19 protein-coding genes are annotated in these 21,034 nt (G+C 39.2%); 18 read left to right on the forward strand and 1 reads right to left on the reverse strand.

What is annotated here, in order from left to right:
* Positions 1–502: 502 nt before the first annotated feature.
* The 3 genes from BK582_RS08530 (at position 503) to BK582_RS08540 (ending at position 3,619) form a co-directional block, all read left to right on the forward strand.
* Positions 503–2,311: an ATP-dependent helicase ComFA gene (locus BK582_RS08530; RefSeq protein WP_244895368.1), complete on the forward strand. Its 1,809-nt coding sequence runs from the start codon at positions 503–505 to the stop codon at positions 2,309–2,311.
* Positions 2,292–3,122: a ComF family protein gene (locus tag BK582_RS08535; RefSeq protein ID WP_078594269.1), complete on the forward strand. Its 831-nt coding sequence runs from the start codon at positions 2,292–2,294 to the stop codon at positions 3,120–3,122. Before BK582_RS08530 ends, BK582_RS08535 begins: the two co-directional genes overlap by 20 nt.
* A 68-nt stretch (positions 3,123–3,190) precedes the next feature.
* Positions 3,191–3,619, forward strand: coding sequence for a TIGR03826 family flagellar region protein (locus BK582_RS08540; protein WP_078594271.1), 429 nt, complete (start codon positions 3,191–3,193; stop codon positions 3,617–3,619).
* Between the two features lie 128 nt (positions 3,620–3,747).
* Here the strand turns inward: BK582_RS08540 and BK582_RS08545 are convergent, their stop codons facing one another.
* On the reverse strand, positions 3,748–4,296 hold the full coding sequence (locus BK582_RS08545; RefSeq protein WP_078594273.1) for a transposase: 549 nt from the start codon (positions 4,294–4,296) through the stop codon (positions 3,748–3,750).
* A gap of 471 nt (positions 4,297–4,767) precedes the next feature.
* On the opposite strand from BK582_RS08545, the gene flgM reads away from it, so the two are divergent.
* The 15 genes from flgM (at position 4,768) to rfbA (ending at position 21,031) form a co-directional block, all read left to right on the forward strand.
* A complete protein-coding gene (flgM, locus tag BK582_RS08550) occupies positions 4,768–5,028 on the forward strand; it encodes a flagellar biosynthesis anti-sigma factor FlgM (protein WP_078594275.1) in 261 nt (86 codons plus the stop codon).
* Positions 5,029–5,085: 57 nt separating this feature from the next.
* Entirely contained in the window at positions 5,086–5,589 is a 504-nt protein-coding gene (locus BK582_RS08555) for a flagellar protein FlgN (protein WP_169910911.1), read from the forward strand.
* A 123-nt stretch (positions 5,590–5,712) separates the two neighbouring features.
* Positions 5,713–7,365: a flagellar hook-associated protein FlgK gene (gene flgK / locus BK582_RS08560; protein ID WP_078594279.1), complete on the forward strand. Its 1,653-nt coding sequence runs from the start codon at positions 5,713–5,715 to the stop codon at positions 7,363–7,365.
* A 60-nt stretch (positions 7,366–7,425) separates the two neighbouring features.
* A complete protein-coding gene (gene flgL, locus BK582_RS08565; protein ID WP_078594281.1) occupies positions 7,426–8,544 on the forward strand; it encodes a flagellar hook-associated protein FlgL in 1,119 nt (372 codons plus the stop codon).
* 150 nt (positions 8,545–8,694) lie between these two features.
* Positions 8,695–9,276, forward strand: coding sequence for a DUF6470 family protein (locus tag BK582_RS08570; protein ID WP_078594283.1), 582 nt, complete (start codon positions 8,695–8,697; stop codon positions 9,274–9,276).
* A 255-nt stretch (positions 9,277–9,531) separates the two neighbouring features.
* Positions 9,532–9,984, forward strand: coding sequence for a flagellar assembly protein FliW (gene fliW, locus BK582_RS08575; RefSeq protein WP_078594285.1), 453 nt, complete (start codon positions 9,532–9,534; stop codon positions 9,982–9,984).
* Between the two features lie 3 nt (positions 9,985–9,987).
* Positions 9,988–10,224: a carbon storage regulator CsrA gene (csrA, locus tag BK582_RS08580; RefSeq protein ID WP_078594287.1), complete on the forward strand. Its 237-nt coding sequence runs from the start codon at positions 9,988–9,990 to the stop codon at positions 10,222–10,224.
* Between the two features lie 189 nt (positions 10,225–10,413).
* Positions 10,414–11,124: a response regulator transcription factor gene (locus BK582_RS08585; protein ID WP_078594289.1), complete on the forward strand. Its 711-nt coding sequence runs from the start codon at positions 10,414–10,416 to the stop codon at positions 11,122–11,124.
* Positions 11,125–11,384: 260 nt separating this feature from the next.
* A complete protein-coding gene (locus tag BK582_RS08590) occupies positions 11,385–12,209 on the forward strand; it encodes a flagellin N-terminal helical domain-containing protein (protein WP_078594292.1) in 825 nt (274 codons plus the stop codon).
* Between the two features lie 133 nt (positions 12,210–12,342).
* Positions 12,343–15,621, forward strand: a complete 3,279-nt coding sequence (locus BK582_RS08595) for a glycosyltransferase family 2 protein (RefSeq protein WP_078594294.1) — start codon at positions 12,343–12,345, stop codon at positions 15,619–15,621.
* Positions 15,622–15,732: 111 nt separating this feature from the next.
* Complete coding sequence (locus BK582_RS08600; protein WP_078594296.1) at positions 15,733–16,431, forward strand: WbqC family protein; 699 nt, start codon at positions 15,733–15,735, stop codon at positions 16,429–16,431.
* A complete protein-coding gene (locus BK582_RS08605) occupies positions 16,424–17,719 on the forward strand; it encodes an ATP-grasp domain-containing protein (protein WP_078594298.1) in 1,296 nt (431 codons plus the stop codon). Before BK582_RS08600 ends, BK582_RS08605 begins: the two co-directional genes overlap by 8 nt.
* Positions 17,720–17,738: 19 nt before the next feature.
* Positions 17,739–18,983, forward strand: coding sequence for a polysaccharide pyruvyl transferase family protein (locus BK582_RS08610; protein ID WP_078594301.1), 1,245 nt, complete (start codon positions 17,739–17,741; stop codon positions 18,981–18,983).
* A 16-nt stretch (positions 18,984–18,999) separates the two neighbouring features.
* Positions 19,000–20,139 carry a DegT/DnrJ/EryC1/StrS family aminotransferase gene (locus BK582_RS08615; protein ID WP_078594304.1) on the forward strand — a complete coding sequence of 380 codons (1,140 nt, stop codon included), beginning with the start codon at positions 19,000–19,002 and terminating at the stop codon, positions 20,137–20,139.
* Positions 20,140–20,161: 22 nt separating this feature from the next.
* Positions 20,162–21,031 (forward strand): glucose-1-phosphate thymidylyltransferase RfbA, encoded by an 870-nt coding sequence (gene rfbA / locus BK582_RS08620; protein ID WP_078594306.1) that lies wholly within the window; start codon positions 20,162–20,164, stop codon positions 21,029–21,031.
* Positions 21,032–21,034: the final 3 nt, after the last annotated feature.

Consider the following 21,034-nt stretch of genomic DNA (forward strand, 5'->3'; position numbering starts at 1 on the left):
GTGCTCGTGAATTCCAGAATCAGGTGCATTCGTGCCTTCGTTGATAGGAGAGGTGCTCATGAATTCCAGAATGGGGTGCATTCGTGACTTCTATAGCAGGAAAAGTGCTCATGAGTTCCAGAATCAGGTGCATTCGTGACTTCGATAGCAAGAGAGGTGCTTGCGAGTTCCAGAATCAGGTGCATTCGTGACTTCGATAGCAGGAGAGGTGCTTGCGAGTTCCAGAATCAGGTGTATTCGTGACTTCGAAAGCAGGAGAAGTGCTCGTGAGTTCCAGAATCAGGTGCATTCGTGACTTCAACATTAGAAACTCTATGAAATTGAGCGCTCGTCCCCCTTTAGGATGCCCGCTCCATTATATTCTGCACGTACCCCGCTTTATTCGTAACATTCCTCAAATATGCTTGGGAAACCTTCCCGCAGATACATCCCCAAAGATAGCAATTCTTTTAATTAACTCCGTTATACCGCCAGCTCAAACATATCGCTATATACCTGACAAATGAATAAAGAGGTGATTCAATTGCGGTTCTATCCATTTGCTTTAAGTGTACTGAACAACATGCCGGAAAAGGAATTTGCCAATCTCCAACACCTGATTCCGTATACTTTCCCGACTTCCCAGTTTCCCGTCCCAGCTCCTAACCTAGTCCCTGATGACAGTGACAAAAACATATGGCTCATACCTGAAATACCTTCCTGTCTTCACGCCCAGAATGAAGAACAAATGTCCAGCGCTCCCAAACCTACCCTGGAATCTGAACTCCACCAGCTTCCGCGTCCATACCCTCTGATTGACATCATCGAAAAGAAAACCAACTTTTATTTTCCACCCAAAAATCCAGAAATCACACCCAACAAAAAAATAGAAGAATATTTACGTGGCAGGCGGCTGCTCCTTGATGAACTTCCATTCGCAATAGAAGAAATATATGAGCATATAAGAAATGGTTTCGTCCATTTCCACCCGGGGCTAGTCAGAAAGGGAAGGAGCTGTCAGTGCCAGCGATGTAGTAATGATGACAAAGAATTATTCGGCAGCTTCCAGTGCTTTCGCTGTAAAAAAGAATGTCTGTACTGCCGAAACTGCATCATGATGGGGCGGGTGGCTGGCTGTACTCCGCTATTCAGCTGGGTACCTGATAAAGGTGCACCAATCCAAGAGGGCGACCCGCAACCTCAATTCAATTTAAAGTGGACCGGCCAGCTTTCTCCATTTCAGGCCATGGCCTCTCAAAAACTCATGAAATTTTTGACTGCATTTCTTAACGGGTCAAATGTACGTGACACCTTCATGATATGGGCGGTATGTGGTGCCGGGAAAACTGAAATGCTTTTCCACAGTATTGAGAAGGCGCTGAAGGGGGGACTGAACGTGCTGATTGCCACACCGAGAACAGATGTTGTGCTCGAGCTGGAGCCCCGGTTCAAAGCAGCATTCCCGGGAACAGCAGTGAAAGCTTTATACGGTGGAGGAGAAGACCGGTTTTCGCAAGGAGAGCTTACGATCAGCACGACCCACCAGCTCCTCCGCTACTATAAAGCTTTTGACCTGGTGATCATCGATGAAGTGGATGCATTTCCGTACACCGTGGATGAAAAGCTTCGCTATGCAGTGAGGCAGGCTGGGCAGGACAGGAGCATTACCGTTTATGTGACAGCAACACCTGATGAAAAAATGAAAAAGCAGGCTTCAGAAGGAACTATCGGCAATGTGAAAGTGGCTCGAAGATTTCACGGCCATCCACTGCCAGTGCCGGTACCTGTCTGGGCTGGCCAATGGAACAAGCTTTTGGAAAAGAATCGTCTTCCCCGTCCTCTGCTCCGCTGGCTCCGTACCCACCTTGAGGCAAAAAAACAAATTTTCCTGTTTGTCCCGAAAGTCTCCATGCTTGTGCCAGTGGAAAAAATAATTATCGAGCAATTTGATGTGGAAACGGAGTCTGTTCACTCTACAGATGAAAGACGCCGAGAAAAGGTGAGGAGATTCCGTGAGGGAAATACCCGAATCCTTGTCACGACAACCATTTTGGAGCGGGGAGTTACAGTGAAAGGAGTACAGGTTGCTGTGTTTGGAGCTGACGACGATATTTTTACCGAATCGGCGCTCGTTCAGATTGCCGGGAGAGCAGGGAGGAGTCCTGAGGAGCCAGATGGCAGTGTGGTCTATTTCCATCACGGTAAGACACAGGAAATGCTTAAAGCAATCAGGCACATCAGGGAAATGAACGAGCTGGGGGAAAAGGAAGTTTTGTATGAGGGGTTAGAAAACCACGGGGAGGCTGGAAAAAATGAGCCGCTGGACGAATGAATTTTTAGGGAATCAAAATTTGTGCCTCATCTGTCTGGAGAGGTTTGACACTCCCGTAGGCTGGCGATGGGCATTGGGGATCGAGGAAAGAACCTCCGTATGCGGAAAATGCAGCAGTAAAATGGATCGGATTACAGAGGTGGTCTGCCATATTTGCGGCCGACCGCCTTCTTCGGGGGTAACCAGGAGTGATGCCGGAAAAAGTAACGGAAAATTGCTCAGGTGTTATGACTGTGAACGGTGGGCGAAGGAGGAACCATGGGACACCAAGCCATTTATCCACCAGTCCCTGTATTCCTATAATCCATTTATGCAGGAGGTTCTTGCGCAATTTAAATACCGTGGCGATAGTGAGCTTGCCCGGATTTTTTCAGAGGATGTGGTGAAACTCGCCCGGACACTGGGAAAGTTTGATATTGTCACTACAATTCCATTAGATGAAAAACGGCAGTGGGAAAGAGCTTTTAATCAGGGAGAGCTGCTGGCCGAACCTTTTTTCCCGGTTAATCTTCTACAACGACCTGGTGCTGCTGCAGGTGAAAAACAGAGCAAGCGCTCCCGTGAGGAAAGGCTCGCTGCATTAAAAGGAGTGTTTACTCTTTCGGAGAATGGGGCGAAGGTGAACCTCATAGGGAAATCGATTTTAATAGTGGACGATATTTACACCACTGGAGCTACATTGCGCAGTGCGGGAGCGGAGCTTTATAAAGCAGGGGCGGCTTGTATTTTTGCAGTAACAGTCGCACGGGCAACAGGCGAGAGGGAGGATGAGAGGGTTTCAGACAAAGGAACGGAAAAAACAATTGAATAGTCCCTTAAAAAATGTCCCTCTTCTGCCGTTATTAAAATTATAACGGAAGGTTTAAGGGGGAATCAGTAGTGGGCAGCTTAAGCAATTGTCCTGTTTGCGGCAGTTTATTTGTAAAGGGAATAAGATCCGTCTGCCAGGAATGCCATCAGGCAGTGGAAGAACGGTTTGAAAGAGTTTATACATTTATCCGGCGGCGTGAGAACCGGACAGCAACAATAGAGGAGACGGAGGAAGCAACAGGTGTGGCTAAGGACGAGATTGTCAAGTTCATAAGAGAAGGACGGATTCAGCTCGCACAGTTTCCGAAGCTAGGTTACCCTTGTGAAAAATGCGGAACATTGATCCGCGAAGGAAGGCTTTGTCAGGACTGTGGTCACAACATACGCTCAACTTTGGAACAACTAGAAAGAAACAACGCTTTTGAAAACAGGAAAGCAGCACGGGAGAAAAAGAAAATCCAGACATACCATTCGCTGAATGACAGGCTTCAGAAGTAGGTGAGACTTTTGGTTTTGGGAGTCAGGGCGCCCCGGAAAGGAAAGTCATAGCGGACAGAAAAAGCTTTTACACTTTTAATAAGGTGTAAGGGCTTTTTGTTTTGAAGCAGGATGTGAGCGTCGTGGCTTTAAAATCGTGCCCATTCAATATAGCTTTGTTTCTGCTCTAAAGAAGTGCCTGGAAAATGGTAAAGCAGGGGAGAGATGTTCATGTACGGAGGAAGGGGTGTTTCTTCCCCTGTGAGGAAAAAGGAATAACTGCTCCAGCGGTAGTCTTCCGGATGTCTCACAATATCTGCTTTCACAGGATTTTGGTGGATGTATCGGCTCAGGTTGAGGTTGCTGCGATGGTCGTAAGCGGGCTTTGAGAAAAACTTTCTTTCGAACAAATGGCCGGTAAGATTATATTTTTTGTTAAAATGGTCTGCGTATTTTTTGTTGATGAATGCCATTACGGCGGAAAGAGAGGCATGTTTCGAGCGAAGTTGCAGGTGGTAATGGTTACCCATGAGGCAATATGCGCATATTTCGATGGAATAAAGCTTATGGGCGCGCTGGAGAAGGTCGAGGAAAAATAAATAGTCACTCACATTTCTGAAAATGGGCTCCTTCCTGTTTCCGCGGTTTGATACATGGTGAAATAAGTGAGGAACCCAGATTCTTTTACGATTTCTCAATAACTATCCCTCCAATCTCTTAAGTTCTAAGTGAAACTAAGAGTAGATTTTCCACATAATCCACCAAGAATCCTTCTTTTTTGTATGAAAAAGTTTGAATTTTCCATAATTTAATTTGTTTGGTGTAATGTGGGTTGGAAGTTGCCCGCCCCCAACTGTCACTATGACATGTGCCACTATGACGCAAGGGGGTTTTTAGCTTCCTGAAAACACAAAATCTTTATATACCCAGGGTTCCAGCGATGTTGCCCTAACGCAACTGTCACTATGACATAAATAGAAAGTAAGAAAGCATTATGCAAAAGGGGTTAAACATTGCAGCAAGAGTGCCGATATATAAGGTAGATATGCGGTTGGAGGGTGTGAAACCGTTGATGTTATGGGCGTTATGATAATATAAAAAGAGATATAAACTATATTGGGACCGGGTCCCGTTATATTAACTTTTTAATAAAAAGGAGGTACTGCGCGATGAAAATTAATCCAATGCATTCTGTAAATGCGTACAGGAAGCAGCAGGGTGTGAGCCAGCAACAGCAGGCTGGACATCCAAACAAGCGTGATGAGGTGCAAATTTCATCTGACGCGAAAAAAATGCAGCAGTCATCTCAGGTTTCACTGGAGCGGCAGGAGAAAATCAGGCAGCTGAAGGAAAAGATCGATAATGGTACTTATAAAGCAGACGCCCACGAAACTGCGCGGAAGTTTTATGACTTCTGGAATGAGAAATAAAGGATCGATAGTTCATTAAGTTACTTTTTTATAAAAATGCCAAAGGGTGTGATGAGGTTGGCGAGAGAGCTGCTTACTATTTTTCAGGCAATGACGGTACTGCACGAGGAATTTAATAAAAAGGCTTTGGAGAAGCAGGAGGCGGTGAAGACAGGGAATATGGCCGGTCTTGACCAGATTATTAAGGACGAATCCATGCTGGTTTCCAAGCTGAGAAAACTTGAGTACACCCGTGAGCAGACAGTGAAAATGTGGATGCAGGAAAGAGGGATTGTAAGCGAGGATGTGACGATGGAGCATCTGCTTCAATTTTTCCCGGAAGAAGACCGGAAAACTCTTCAGTACTGGCAGCGGCGCCTCATCACCGAGATCAACAAGCTGAAGGAACAAAACGAGTTTAACCAGCAGCTGATTGAAGAATCACTTCGTTTTGTGAATATGTCTCTCGATTCTTTTCACCCGCAGAAAGAATACGGCAACTACAACCACCCTGGCGCCAAATCCACTGATAAAGATGATTATGAGGCTGGAGGCCGTTCCCTGTTTGATTCGAAAGTGTGAGCTGGGACACTGAATTTCGTAAACAGGTCGACTCATTTCGCCATCAGTAAATTTACAGCAAAAACCGGGAATTAACCCGTAAATACGATAAGCAGTACATTAAGTAAGATGGAGGAAAAATCAATGACTTCTACGTTTCACGGGCTTGAGACTGCCCGCCGCGCTCTTGCGACTCAGCAGGCAGCACTTCATACAACCGGACATAATATTGCCAATGCCAACACTCCAGGCTATACACGGCAGCGTGTGAATTTTACCCAGACCGAAGCCTTTCCGTCCCCCAGCTTTAATAAACCAGGTATCCCGGGGCAGATAGGTACTGGTGTAAAAGCGGGCGAGATTCAGCGGGTAAGGGAAGCATTCCTCGATACGCAGTTCCGGACAGAAAGCAATAAGAATGGCTACTGGGAAGGCAGGCACACCGCTCTTCACAAAATGGAAGATATTATGAATGAGCCGACGGAGAACGGCCTTGCCAATACGATGGACCGTTTCTGGCAGTCGCTGCAGGATCTTGCCGTTCATCCGGAAGATTCCGGTGCCCGTTCAGTCGTAAGGGAACGGGGAATCGCATTAGCTGAAACTTTTAACCATACATACGAGTCACTGGAAGCGATCCAGCGCGATTATCAAAACCAGATTGGTGTGCAGACGAATAAAGTTAATTCTCTTCTCACACAGATCAATAATATAAATAAGCAAATTGCAGGTGTGGAGCCTCATGGGTTTCTGGCGAACGATTTGTATGACCAGCGGGATCTCCTTGTAGATGAACTTTCCCAATACATAAATATAAAGGTGGAGCAGGTTGGCAGTGGCGGGCTTTCAAAAGAAGTGGCCGACGGAAGATATACTATTAAGCTCCTGGATGACCAGGGAAAAGAGACGGGCTTTACACTTGTAGACGGCAGAAGCCTTGAATCCAATGAGATTCATTTTACTTACGCAGGTGAAGATGGCAGCGGGCCAGTGAACGGAATTTTTATCGTCCCTGCAAAATTAATGGATGATATTGAAGATGTAAATGAATTGCACGGGAACAGCCGGGCTATTTTTCTGGACAGTATGGACCATTTTAATTCTCCGGGGAAACTGTGGGCGACTATCGAGGCCTATGGATATAACGACAAATCCGGCAATGAAAAGGGACTCTATCCGGATATGATGAAGGAGCTTGACCTCATGGCGGCGACTTTTGCCGCTGAATTTAATGCTGTACACAGTTCAGGCTGGAGTATGTCAGAGATTGAGGATGGAGCAAAAACCGGCTACAACTTTTTTGCCTTTGCTGAAGTTTCAGGCCAGCCTTCAATTAATCCTGATGCAGGAAATATAGCAGGAGCGGCAAAACGCCTTATGCTCCACACCGATATGAATGATCTCAATAACATCGCTGCATCAGGTGCTGCAAGAAACGGAGCGGAAAGGGAAGAAGCTTTCTCCGGAGACGGCTCTAATGCACTTGCCCTTGCAGGGGTTAAGGATGCTACCCTTAATTTCGGCAGTACGAGAACAAACATCCAGACATATTATCAGGGTGTTATCGGTGAAATGGCAGTAAGGACAAATGAAGCAGAGCGAATGATGAAAAATACAGCTGTGTTAAAAGACTCTGTGGAAGGGCGGCGCCAGTCTGTCAGCGGAGTTTCCCTTGATGAGGAAATGTCCAATCTGATCCAGTTCCAGCATGCATACAATGCAGCCGCTAGAAATATAACAACAATCGACGAAATGCTTGACCGGATCATTAACGGTATGGGAGTAGTCGGACGTTAATATCCAGATTGGCTACTATTAATTTTTACAAGCAAAATTGAAAAAAAGCAGGTGAACGATATGCGGGTAACCCAATCGATGCTGACACACAGCTCGCTGCGCCATTTGAGCCAGAGTTATCAAAACCTCCACACATTACAGAATCAGCTTTCTACCGGAAAGAAAATCAGCCGGGCTTCCCAGGATCCTGTAGTGGCAATGAACGGAATGCGTTACCGGACCCAGTCAACGGAAGTGACCCAATTTAAGAGGAATCTGTCCGAGGTGTACAACTGGATGGATAACGGGGATGCTGTACTGGATAAAACGGGCAGCACATTGCACCGGATGCGGGAGCTGGCTGTACAGGCTTCTAACGATACCTATGAAGAAACGCAGCGGAAAAATATGGCCCAGGAAATCCGCCAGCTGAGAGAGCATCTTGAATCACTGGCAAACACGAAAGTAAATAATAAATTTATTTTTAACGGAACAAACACAAAAAATGCTCCTGTGAGCGCTGATAAAATCAATATAGGTGTAGGGGTGCTTTCAGAGGATCCAGCCGGCCACGTGATTACTTACAACAGTAAAGTTTACGAGCTCGATACAGAACATGTAGGAGAAGGACTTGTCTTCCGAAAAGCTGACAGCGATGAAACAATTACGATAACAGACCTTGGCGGTGAAAATCAGGAAATTATTTATAATAACGGCAGTGGGGGAACAAATGAGCTGCTGGAGCGTCAAGTCGTTGTTTCTGAAAAAGGGGCAGTCTCTACTAACAACGAAAAAGTGGAGATCGAGCTTATGAAAGGGGTTAATGTACCGGTAAATGTTAACCCAGGCAAAGTCTTTTCCGCCGATTTCTTCGGTGATATTATCCAGCTGGAAAAAGCGCTGGAAGACCCGTCCACAACATCAGAAGAGCTGACAGGACTGATCGCAAGCTTTGACAGGCAGATCGAGAAGGTTGTTAACGAAAGAGCGGAGCTTGGCGCCCGTTACAACAGGGTGGAAATGATCGATGACCGAATCCAGGAGCAGGAAGTTATTGCGAAGAGAATTCTTTCTGAAAACGAAGATGCAGACATCGAAAAAGTAATTACGGAACTTCTGGCCGCTGAAAACGTGCACCGGGCAGCACTAGCATCCACCTCCAGAATCATGCAGCCAACATTGATGGACTTTTTAAGATAACGAACTTAGAAGGCAGGAGCTAATGGCTTCTGCTTTTCTGGGTAAAGAAGACTAGCCGATTGGCGAGCTTTAAGGCAATCCTTCGCCTTTTAAGGCTTAGCTTGCCAAGTTTTCTTTATCAGTGTAAAGAAGTGGAGGAGGGAATCTCAGATGAAAATGCCACAAATTGAAATCCAGCAGCAGAACGCCAGGACAGCTATTCAACATTCCCGGCCCCAGATGAGCATTCGCCAGCCTTCCGCCACTCTGGAGATCAATCAGGACCTGGCTGGTACGCTGAACATCAGCCGGACAGCTTCAAAAATGTATATCGATCAGTCAGAAGCCTTTGCAGATGCGAATCTGAAAGCACCGCTAAGACAATTGAAAGAATGGTCACAAGCTGGAAAGCAGGCTGCCATGGCTTATATCGCCAAAACAGCGGGCCAGGGGGAACAGCTGAAAAAAATTGAGAACGGAACGAATGCCCTGCCATCTATCGCCAGACAAAACGGCGAGAAGCCGCAGCGCCAGGCTGGACTGGTTATGATGCCGGAAAGCGCTTTTAAAGTACGGTTTAATTTTGTCCCTTCAGAGCTGAACATTGAATCCAAATGGGGGAAACCGACGATTCACGCAAGGAAAAACGACCCGGAAATACATATTCCGAAATGGCAGGCAGACGTTTACCTTGAACAGAAAAACTGGATAACCTTTTCGGTTGCAGGAAGCACGGTGAATCAGCAGCTTTAAGGGGCAATAACTTATAGGTGTACTGTAAAACATTGCAGCTTTAAAGTGACAATAGCAGCAAATAAATTTAACCGAATATTAAAAAACTGCTTAATCCACAAAAGTGTTACAATAATTGAGTGATTGAGTGGCTGATTTTTAAAAAAATTTTGAATTGGTAAGATTTCCTCGAAAATGTGCTAAAATTTATACAAGCACTTCAGAGGAAAATATTTAGCATGAAGGTAAAATTTTTCTTCATTGGAGTGATTAACCTTGCAAATTGAAACAAAGTACACCGGAAAGACAACAATTGACCGTGAAAATATCATAGCATTCGAACACGGTGTCCCAAGCTTTGAAGAGGAAAAAGAATTTATTCTCCTGCCATTCAGTGACTCGCCAAGCCCGTTTTACATACTTCAGTCAGTTAATACAGCAGGACTCGCCTTCGTAGTGATGACTCCATTTCAGTTTTTCCCGCAATACGAAGCAAAGCTTACAGACAGTGTCATCGAACAGCTTGAAATTGAAGACAAAAATGATGTAGCAGTATTTGTCATACTGACACTTCGCGACACATTGGAAAAGTCTACAGCAAACCTGAGCGGCCCCATCGTAATTAACAGCAGGAAGCAAAAAGGGAAGCAGATCGTATTGAGTGATACCTCCTATAACACGAAGCATCCGCTGGTACAGCCAGCAGAAGCCGGCAGAGGGGAGAGGTAACTCATGCTTGTACTCACGAGAAAGCTCAATGAATCCATCAAAATCGGCGATGACGTGGAAGTGAAAATTATCGGTATTGAAGGGGACCAGGTAAAACTGGGGATCAGCGCGCCCCGCAACATTGATATCCACCGGAAGGAAATCTACCTGGCGATTCAGGAAGAAAACAACGCCGCTGCATCAAGTTCCCTCGATGTGCTGAAGCAGCTCACCAATGCGACAGACAAAAACAACGACTAATCTCAGAATAATACAGAGGCACAGTATTTTTTTAGCCAACAGGAAAATTATTTTCCTCAATTTGGATGCTCAGTTGTTCTGTGACTAACAAAGAAACCTTAAAAAGAGTAAATGATGACCATTGGTTCTTGTCACTTCAGGTAATATTTAGGAACCCTAAATAAAAGGATAGGAAGGGAGGAGACTTTCATGCTAGCAACTATGGACGTACAAAAAAGCCCTACTGACAGACTGAATATCCTCATCGTTGATGGACAAGACGAAATTTCAAACGGTGTTATAACAGAGATTTCCCGCCAGCTCGAACCAGCGGGAATCAGCAAAGAGGAAAAGCTTCCGCTGGAAACGTCATCCTACAATTGTCTTTTTTACTTTATTGACGGTTATGATAAGAAAGTAATCAATTCTCTGGAGAAAGTGTATAACAGGCGTGGAGACGACCCGGATTTAAACATTTTACTCGTACATAAATCTTGTACGGACAAGGAATTATTCCCTTATCTCCATTATCCGGTTAACGGTATTGTCTCCCTGAGATATTTAAAAAGCCACTGTAAAACAATGATGGATCTTGTGAAAGAAAAAGGAGTTTTCCTTGAGCCGTGCCTGCACCGGGATCTCGTAAACGAGATTGAAAGAAAGAAGCTTAAGGATCAGCCGATTGATCAGCTTGTTCTTAACAAAGATCTTGTGGACGGAATTCTCACAAATAACGAGCAGGATGTGCTCCAGCTAATTCTGGACGGCCACAACAACCAGAAAATAGCTGAAAAGCTTTATCTGGCACCGTCAACGGTCAGCACAATCATCAGCCACCTGCTGAAAAAGGTAAAAGCAAACGACCGCACCCACGCCATGGTCACCGCCATCAAGAACGGATGGGTCGAGGCAAGACGGTAGCTTTAATATTTTTCTAGTTAAAAATTGATAATATTTGAGGTTGATTAGCGAAAACGGAGGGACGAAGGTTCCTTCGTTTTTTTTATTTATATTTTTTTCCTGATTTTATTAAACAAACAGGAAGTACTGCCGATATAAAATATGTAACGGTCAAAAGGAAGGTGGCGGCCGACACCTCTCCCGCTGGCCAGACAAACGAACTTCCACCACAAGGATGTGAATGGAAGTAAACTTACCTAAATTCAAGGAGGAATTTATCAATGATTATTAATAACAATATTTCAGCATTAAACACGCATCGTCAACTTGGAGCTAACCAAGGTGCAATGCAAAATTCAATGGAGAAGCTGTCTTCAGGTCTTCGTATTAACCGTGCAGGAGATGACGCAGCAGGTCTATCAATTTCTGAGAAAATGCGCGCACAAATCCGTGGCTTGGATCAAGCTAGTCGTAACTCTCAAGATGGTATCTCAATGATTCAAACAGCTGAAGGTGGTCTCCAAGAGGCACATAGCATCTTACAAAGAATGCGTGAACTAGCTGTACAAGCATCTAACGATACAAATGTTGAAGCAGACCGCACAGCGATTCAAGATGAGTTTGATGAATTATCTTCAGAGATTGCAAGAATTAAAGACGAATCACAATTTAATACAAAAAATATATTAGATGGCTCTGCCTCAAACATTGAAATTCAAACTGGTGCTAACTCTGGACAAAATACAACAATTGACTTCACTACAACTGGGGTTGATTTAACAAGTGTCCATGATAGTGTATCTAGTTTGTCATTAGACAGCCACACTAGTGCTACGGCTGCAATTGATACTATAAATACTCAAATTGAAGCTGTATCAAGTGGTCGTTCATACCTTGGTGCAATGCAAAATCGATTAGAGCACACAATTGCTAACTTAGATAATGCCTCAGAGAACTTGTCAGCAGCAGAATCAAGAATAAGAGATGTAGATATGGCCCGTGAAATGATGGAAATGACTAGGGCTAATATACTTTCACAAGCCTCACAGTCAATGTTAGCTCAAGCTAACCAGCAGCCACAGTCTGTATTACAGTTACTTGGGTAATTAAAATTCTAATGGGGAGTCTAACCAGGACTCTCCTTTTTATTTGAAATATATTTTCCTGAAGATTTGAAAACAATGTTCTAACTTTCAGGAAAGCTATATTTATATACTAATTAGAGGTGAAAAACAAATTATGAAACTTAGTATTATTATGATGATAAGGAATGAAGAAAAACACTTGGATGCTGTATTGAAAAGTGTAAGTGAAATATTATATAGATTAGATTCTGAGCTAATTATCGTTGATACAGGTTCAGTAGACAATTCGGTAGAAATAGCAAAAAAATATACTTCCAAGGTGTATTACCATGAGTGGAACGACGACTTTTCGTCAATGAGAAATAAGACTATCAGTTATGCTAAGGGAGAATGGTTATTCGTTTTAGATGGTGACGAAATTATTGAAAACCCTGCTAATGTCGTTGAATTTATTAATTCAAGAAAATCAAAAAAGTATAATGCAGTTTCTATCAGATTTAAAAATATTACTAAGCAAAGTGATGATAATGAGTACGGAGAGGCTTGGAATTTAAGACTGTTTAGAAAGACTAAAAGTTTTAAATATATAGGTAAAATTCATGAGCAACCCATGTATAAAACGCCTATCTACCAATCTGCTATAACAATTTTACATTATGGATATAATTCGGAAGACCCTTTATTAATGGAGAGGAAGTTTAAGAGAAATAAGCATTTACTTGAAGAAGAGATAGAGAAGGACCCACATAATGTTTATAATTTATATCAGCTTTCTGTAACCTTTGCCATGCACAATGACAACCCAGATGCTTTAAAATGGGCAAGAAAGGCTTATGAAGCAGCAAAAAATGAAGGCGGCGGGCTTCTTGTTAGAAGGATGTATCTGTATACCAATTTAGCTCACACATTAATTCTTAACAATGAATACGTAGAAGCAGAAAGAATATGTAAAGAAGCGATCTCCTTAAAAGATAGATATATCGACTTGTATTTCTTTTTAGGTTTATCTCAAACTCATATAAAAGATAATAAAAATGCGATCTGCAGCCTTAAAAAATACCTTACTCTATTAAAAGAACTCAAGGAAGATAAGCTAGAAACAGTGCACGACCCATCTACTAAAACACTTACAATTACCAAAAAAGAAGATGCATTTTTAATGTTAGCAGAATTATATTATAGAGAAAATAATATAGAAGCTTCGTTAAGTTATATCAACAAAATAACAGAGAAAAAAATAATTAAGCAATCTTCTGCACTAGTGATAGATATACTTACTGAAGGAAAACATTTTGAACATATAATAGATTTCTATAATGATAAGATTGAGAATATAAACAGTACAGTTTTAAGTCAAGCTTTCTGCGAATTGTTAGAAAGGAAGAAGAACACTCTAGATTCTCAAGACCAAATTAAATTTATTAGAACTATATCTAATTTAAACAATGACTACGGCCTGTTAAACCAGTTCAGACTTGACAGTACTTTGAACAATGCCGTTTTTGAGAAAGTCGATTTCAATTATGTCCCAGGTTACTATGGAGAGATCATTTATTCTATAATGAATGATGATAAAAAAATCCTTTCCCTAGTAGAAAAAACAAGGGAAGAGCATTTAAAAAGCATACTAACATATATCAAGTATAAAAATAGAGATTCCATAGTAAAAGTATTGGAACTTTTACATTCTCTTATTGAACGAAAAGAAGATTCCAGATTAGTTGCGAAAGCGGTAAAAATACTTTCATCAGTATATATACTAGAAAATAAAGCTATTGATAGTGCAGAAAAATCCTATTTGATTAAGAACTACATCGAGTACGGCATAAAGCATATAAATTATTCATACAACAGAAATATTATAGAGGAAGCTATCATATACGATGTAAAAAATGAAGAAGACGTTTTTTTACTACATCTTTCTTGCGCTTTACAAAAGGATGCAAATGATAAAATGTATATTAAACACCTTCGTCATGCCGTCAAGGCTTTTCCAAAGGGGAGTGATGTAATAGATTATGTTCTCTCTATATCAGAAAAACATAAGGGTCAAACTAATATCGAAGCTAGTAATAGCATATTAGTATCTCAATCCGATGAATTTATTGCATTGAAAAGAAAGCTAAAAGATAAAATTATATCATTAATTAATGAAGAGTATCTGTCAGAAGCTAAAAGATTAATTATAGAATACGAAGGTGTAATTGGTGAAGAAGTCGACATTGAACTTTATTCAATTAAAGCAGTAATACAAATAAAAGAAGGAAGCCTTGAAGAAGCAGAGGCTTTGTTGTTAGACGGGCTTGACAAAGATAATTCTAATTTTGATTTATATTATAATTTAGCCTATTGTTATCAAATTAAAATGCACTATATCAAAGCAATTAAAATGTATAGTGAAGCAAAAAGTCATGCACACAATGATAAGCTGATAAAGCATATAAATGATGTACTAGATGAAATTAATGATATTATGCATAATGATAATATGATTAAGGTTAAAGATATTCAGTATCCTAAAATAACAGTTATCATTCCGACTTATAATCAAAAAGAAAATTTAAGGCAGGCAATCGAAAGTTGCTTGAACCAAGATTATCCCAATATGGAAATTATTGTAGGGGATGATTGCTCGACAGATGGAACACACCTGATGATGAAAGAGTTTTCAAGTATTGAAAAAGTGAAGTATATTAGGAACCGTGAAAACTTAGGAGCAGGTAAAAACCCCATCAATATACTGTATAACCATGCAGACGGGGAGTACGGGATGTTCCTTGATCATGATGATTGTCTCATTGACAATACTTATTTATCTTTAGCTGTTGACTTTTTACGAAACAATAAGAATGTAGCTTTTGTTTGGGCGAATTGTATAATCAATAATGAAATAACCGGAAAAAAAAGCTATACAAAATTTGACAATAAACCAATTACCAATGGGTTAGAATATTTCCTGAATTACGAAAAAAAGGGATACCCTCACATAACTGGTATACTTACTACAGTATTCGATATGAGAAAGTTAAAATCCACCAATTATGGTTATGATACAAAACATATGGACTTATTTTTATATCTGAAGCTTATGTTAGCTGGTGATGTAGGGTTTATTGAAAGATGTGTATGTTCATATAGAATTCACAAAAATAGTATATCTATCAACATGCCTAAATGGGCTGATAAAACTACCTTGAATCAATTGCATCAGTTAAAAGAACAAATATTGGATCAAAAGGTATTTAATAAATATCAGCTTAATGAATGGATTAAGCTTAGAATTTATAGTTATATTTTATGGCGCTGTCAAACCATGTTGTATAACAAGGATAGAAAAGGTGCAATGGAATTATTATATTATATTTCAGAGGACTATCCGGTTGTTTATAATGCAATACTAGAAAAATTAACTTTAACAAATAAGGTACACTAAATAAATGGCTATTAGGGACATCGTTCCTGCCTTATCTGATAAACACGAGGGGATGGCATCAGTATGGGTGGCCGGTATTAGGAGGAGATTAAACTGGGGAGAATAGGAATAATGCAGCCTTATTTTTTCCCTTATATAGGGTATTGGCAATTAATATATACAGTCAATACATTTGTTATTTATGACGATGTAAACTACAAAAAAGCAGGATGGATAAATAGAAATAGGATTTTAACGAACGGAGAAAGTAAGTTAATAAGCCTGCCTGTAAAAAAGGCGAGTCAAAATAAGCTTATCAATCAATTAGATATTCTAGGCGACGATGTTAATGAAGCTCTGATAAAAACAATCATGTACAGTTATTATAAAGCACCATATTTTTCAGAAGTATTTCCTTTGATACAAAACATAATAAACTATAATGAAAAGAATTTGGCTGTCTTTCTAGAGAATTTAATTAGAAGAATTTGTGATTATTTATCTATAGATACACAAATAATTGTTTCCTCTGCAGTAAATAAAAATAACTCTCTACACGGTCAAGATAAGATAATAGATATAATAAAAACGCTAAACGGTGAAGAATATATAAATCCTTCAGGAGGAGTCCATCTTTATTCTCAATTAGCCTTTTCAAATAATAATATTAAACTTAAGTTTTTAAAATCAAGGGATTTAAAATACAAGCAGTTTAAAAACACCTTTAATCCTAACCTTTCTATTATTGATGTATTAATGTTTAACTCAAAAAAAGATGTATATAATATGCTATCGGAATTTTCACTAAGCTGTGGGGGGAATTATGAATAAATATAATGTCCTAATATTTCCAGCTGGTTCAGAAACAGGAATCGAAATATATAACTCTTTAAAATATAATTTACACTTTAATGTTTTCGGAGCATCAGGAGTGGGAGATCATGCTAAATACATTTACCATCCAGATAGGTATGTCGAGGGAGACTTTTTATATATAACAGATGAAAATTTCATTGAGAGATTTAATAAGTTAATCGAGGAATATAAGATTGATTTTATTTTTCCCACTCATGACTCCGTAGCACTTTTTTTATCGGAAAATAGTCATTTAATAAATGCCAGATTAGTCTGTTCTGAAATAAATACTACTCGGGTGGCTAGAAGTAAAAAGGAAACATACAGGACTTTAAGAGGTTACGATTTTATACCGAAAGTATACAAATCTCAAAACGAAGTTGATAAGTACCCTGTATTTTTAAAACCAGATATAGGAGAAGGAGGGAGATTTACTAAGGTAATACATGAAAACTCAGGGCTCGAGGGTATGTTTTCAAAGCTAAATGAATTCGTTATATGTGAATACCTCCCTGGGGAAGAGTTTACGGTTGATTGTTTCACTAATCGTAAAGGAGAGTTGTTATTTGCTGGACCAAGAACAAGAGAACGTGTAACCATGGGTATTTCCTTCCATTCTGAGAGTACTGAAATAAATAAAGAAATTAATGAAATCGCACATACACTTAATCGTCAGTTTAAGTTTAGAGGAGCATGGTTTTTTCAAGTAAAAGGTGATAAGGAAGACAAATTTAAATTAATGGAATTTTCTGTAAGGCAGGCATCCACAGTTGGTTTATATAGACAATTGGGAATTAATTTTTCGTTGTTATCACTTTTCGACCTATTAGAGTACGATGTTGAAATGTTATTTAATAAACATAATATTTTACTGGACAGGTGTTTGAAAAATAGTTACAAACTTGAATATTATTACAACAAGATATATATAGATTTTGATGATACATTAATTGTTAATGGTAAAGTTAACACTTTGTTAATGCGATTAATTTTTCAGTGTTTAAATAATAGAAAAAAAGTAATTTTATTAACAAAGCATCCTGGAGATTTAAGTCAGTCTTTGAAAAAGTATCGTATAAGTGATGAATTGTTTGATGAAATAATATTGATTCCCCCTGATAAGAAGAAAGCAGATTACATAGACCATTTCAATGCTGTATTTATTGATAACTATTTCTTTGAAAGAAAATCAGTCAAGGAAATATGTGGGATTCCTGTTTTTGATGTTGATGCAGTAGAGTGTCTATTGGATGAAATGTCATAAGGCTGGAGAGGATACTTAGATGGGAAAAAAGCTGAAAATTGGGTTTGTTGGCCCCTATTCTACGGCAAATTTCGGAGACTGGGGAATGTTATTGAATAATATGTATGATTTGGAATGCGAGGATTTTGTAATATTTACTTATTCTTCTAAATTTCCTCAGATATCGTTAGATGATTATTGTAGTGAATTTAATACCGAATATGTTGAAGTAAAATTAAAAGAAGAAAGAGATAATAACCAAGAACAGCAGGAAAAGTATTTTTCTACCCCTTATGATGTGTTAATGAGGGTGGAAAACTTAAATGAACTTAAAAAGGCTATAAAAAAGATAGATGTTTTAGTGATAAGTGGTGGAGGATGGATCAATCATTTTTGGACTGAAAGGTTAGAGAAATTATATAAAATAATGGCCCCTATATTAGTTGCTAGGCAGCAAGAAAAAAAGGTTGTTTTTACTGCTAACGGTATTGGTCCATTTGATGAGACAAAAGAATTTTATCGTTATTTCTTTGGGTATATTAAGGGAGCTAAAATAGCAATTCGTGATAACTATTGTTCACTATCACATTTAATGGAGGCAGGGATAGAAAGTAAAGATGTTGATTATCTGCCAGATGATATGTACTTAGTTAATCCTACAATAGTTAACAAAGAATTACATCGTGAAATCCAACAAAAAAATTATATAGTTATGGAAACCTTTTACCCGATGGAATTACTAAGAGATAATGAACAAGAATTAATTAACTTTTCAAAGAAGATATATGAAAAGTATGGATATTCGATCGTGCTGTTACCATATGATTTAGTAGAATATGGTTCAGACCAGGCCAAATATTTGCACAAAATAATGGAACAAACTGAAATATACAATATTGATGAGATAGGGTATCTACCGATTCAGGATGCAATTTCTATTATTAAGAATGCTAAGTTAATGATAACCGCCCGTTACCATGGTTTAGTACTGTCCCTGAGTGTAGAAACACCCGTTATCTTTAGATTATATGATAAAAGGGGAGATTTCCGTTATACGTATAATAAAGGGATGGGAATGCTAAGAACGGCCTTTGAAGGGATAGAATTTTGTGAAACTGATTTCTTACAAAAAGATTTGATTAATATTCTTAACATTATTGAGAGTAATGTTCAAAATGTAATTAACAAACAGAAGAAGCTATATTCATCCAAAAGATATGTTGAAAACAAAGCTAACTTGAAAGCTATAAGGACTAAATACTTGAAGGAAGTTTTAGGGGATTAATAGAAAGGGAGTCAACATGAAAGACACTTTTGAAGAACCAATTTATATTAATCAGCCATTAATGCCTGATTTAGATAAAGTAACTAATCAAATGGAGAAAATATGGGAAAGTAAATGGTTGACTAATAATGGTAACGTGCACAAAGCATTAGAAGAGGAGTTAAAAAAGTACTTGAATATCCCCAACCTCTCTCTTTTCAACAACGGAACATTAGCCTTATTATTAGGGTTAAAGTCATTGGATTTAAAAGGTGAAGTTATAACTACTCCGTTTACCTTTCCGGCAACTGTTCAAGCTTTAGATTGGAATGGTTTAACACCAGTGTTTTGTGATATCGATGCTAAAACTTATAATATTGATACTAATAAAATTGAAGAACTTATAACTGAAAAAACATGTGCTATACTTGCTGTTCATGTATTTGGAAATCATTGTGAAGTAGATACAATTGAAAAAATAGCCAAAAAGTATAATCTTAGGGTGATTTATGATGGTGCTCATGCATTTGGAAGTTATATAGGAGATAAACCTATTGGTCAATATGGAGATATAACAATGTTTAGTTTTCATGCTACAAAATTATTTAACACCATTGAGGGCGGAGCCTTAGTTTATAATAACAAATTGCTAAATAGGAAGTTATCTCTATTAAAGAATTTTGGTTTAAACGGAAATGAAGAGGTCGTCCTCTCAGGGCTTAATGCGAAGCTCAATGAAATACAAGCAGGAGTAGGCATAGAGGGACTAAAATTAGTCGAAGAAGAGCGAAGTAAACGACATGTTATTAAAAAAGTTTATGAAGAAGAATTAGACAAAATTAGGGGAATTCGAATAGTAACTAATCTTAGTGGGATAGAATGCAGTTACCAGTACTTTGTTATAGAGATTGATCAAGACGAATTCGGCTTGTCTAGAGATTTTATACATGAAGAATTAAAAAAATATAATATATTTACAAGAAAGTATTTTTCACACCTCTGTAGTGAATTTAAATGGTATTCTGAAATTGAATCAAGCAAATCAGACAACCTTCCAACAGCTCATAAAATTGCTAAACAAGTACTGGCAATGCCATATTATGGACAACTAAGCTTAAATAGTGTAAAAAAAATTTGCAAGTTGATACAAAAAATACAACGTGAAAATAGAAGTTGAAAAATATAGTGAGGCGAGTGAGATGAAAGGAATTATATTAGCTGGGGGATCCGGGACGCGCCTCTATCCTTTAACGAATTCTATCTCAAAACAGATGCTGCCTGTATATGATAAACCTATGATTTATTATCCCTTATCCGTATTAATGCTGGCAGGTATAAAGGAAATTTTAATAATTTGCACAAGACGGGATCTAGCTGTGTTTAAGGATTTACTAGGAGACGGAAGTAAATTGGGCTTAAGTCTTGAATATGCTGTTCAAAACAAACCAAATGGGTTAGCTGAAGCGTTTGTTATCGGTGAAAAATTTATAAAAAATGAGCCAATAGCATTAGTGTTAGGGGATAACATCTTTTATGGTTCTAATTTCGGGAACAAACTGCAAAAAGCTGCTTCATTAACAAAAGGTGCAATTATTTTTGGTTGTTATGTTAAAGACCCAAGTCAATATGGTGTTATAGAAGTTGATGAAGATAGAAAGGCAATTTCTATTGAAGAAAAACCCAAAAATCCAAAATCTTCCTTAGCAGTACCTGGTCTGTACTTTTTTGACAATGAAGTAGTTGAAGTGGCAAAAAAGGTTAAACCATCAGAACGTGGGGAGAAGGAAATTACCTCGGTTATTGAGGATTACTTGGAGAAAGGTGAATTAAATGTAGAAGTAATGGGACGTGGGCTTGCATGGCTAGATACAGGGACTCATGAATCATTGATGCATGCAGGGAACTTCGTCGAGGCTATACAAAAGAGGCAAGGTTTATATGTAGCGTGTATAGAAGAAATTGCTTTCAGAAAAGGGTATATATCGAAAGAACAGCTTTTGACTCTAGCGGTACCATTGATGAAAACCGATTATGGCAATTATTTAGTGGAAATTAGTAAGCTCCAATAGAAG

Source organism: Evansella clarkii (genome assembly GCF_002019695.1).
GTDB lineage: Bacteria > Bacillota > Bacilli > Bacillales > Salisediminibacteriaceae > Evansella > Evansella clarkii.

Bases quoted from the DNA above. Each gene is read 5' to 3' on its own strand.
- BK582_RS08570 (WP_078594283.1), top strand. From the start codon at position 8,695: ATGAAAATGCCACAAATTGAAATCCAGCAGCAGAACGCCAGGACAGCT.
- BK582_RS08605 (WP_078594298.1), top strand. From the start codon at position 16,424: ATGAATAAATATAATGTCCTAATATTTCCAGCTGGTTCAGAAACAGGA.
- flgL (WP_078594281.1), top strand. From the start codon at position 7,426: ATGCGGGTAACCCAATCGATGCTGACACACAGCTCGCTGCGCCATTTG.
- csrA (WP_078594287.1), top strand. From the start codon at position 9,988: ATGCTTGTACTCACGAGAAAGCTCAATGAATCCATCAAAATCGGCGAT.
- rfbA (WP_078594306.1), top strand. From the start codon at position 20,162: ATGAAAGGAATTATATTAGCTGGGGGATCCGGGACGCGCCTCTATCCT.
- BK582_RS08535 (WP_078594269.1), top strand. From the start codon at position 2,292: ATGAGCCGCTGGACGAATGAATTTTTAGGGAATCAAAATTTGTGCCTC.
- BK582_RS08530 (WP_244895368.1), top strand. From the start codon at position 503: ATGAATAAAGAGGTGATTCAATTGCGGTTCTATCCATTTGCTTTAAGT.
- BK582_RS08615 (WP_078594304.1), top strand. From the start codon at position 19,000: ATGAAAGACACTTTTGAAGAACCAATTTATATTAATCAGCCATTAATG.
- BK582_RS08610 (WP_078594301.1), top strand. From the start codon at position 17,739: ATGGGAAAAAAGCTGAAAATTGGGTTTGTTGGCCCCTATTCTACGGCA.
- BK582_RS08595 (WP_078594294.1), top strand. From the start codon at position 12,343: ATGAAACTTAGTATTATTATGATGATAAGGAATGAAGAAAAACACTTG.
- BK582_RS08590 (WP_078594292.1), top strand. From the start codon at position 11,385: ATGATTATTAATAACAATATTTCAGCATTAAACACGCATCGTCAACTT.
- BK582_RS08600 (WP_078594296.1), top strand. From the start codon at position 15,733: ATGCAGCCTTATTTTTTCCCTTATATAGGGTATTGGCAATTAATATAT.
- flgK (WP_078594279.1), top strand. From the start codon at position 5,713: ATGACTTCTACGTTTCACGGGCTTGAGACTGCCCGCCGCGCTCTTGCG.
- flgM (WP_078594275.1), top strand. From the start codon at position 4,768: ATGAAAATTAATCCAATGCATTCTGTAAATGCGTACAGGAAGCAGCAG.
- BK582_RS08585 (WP_078594289.1), top strand. From the start codon at position 10,414: ATGCTAGCAACTATGGACGTACAAAAAAGCCCTACTGACAGACTGAAT.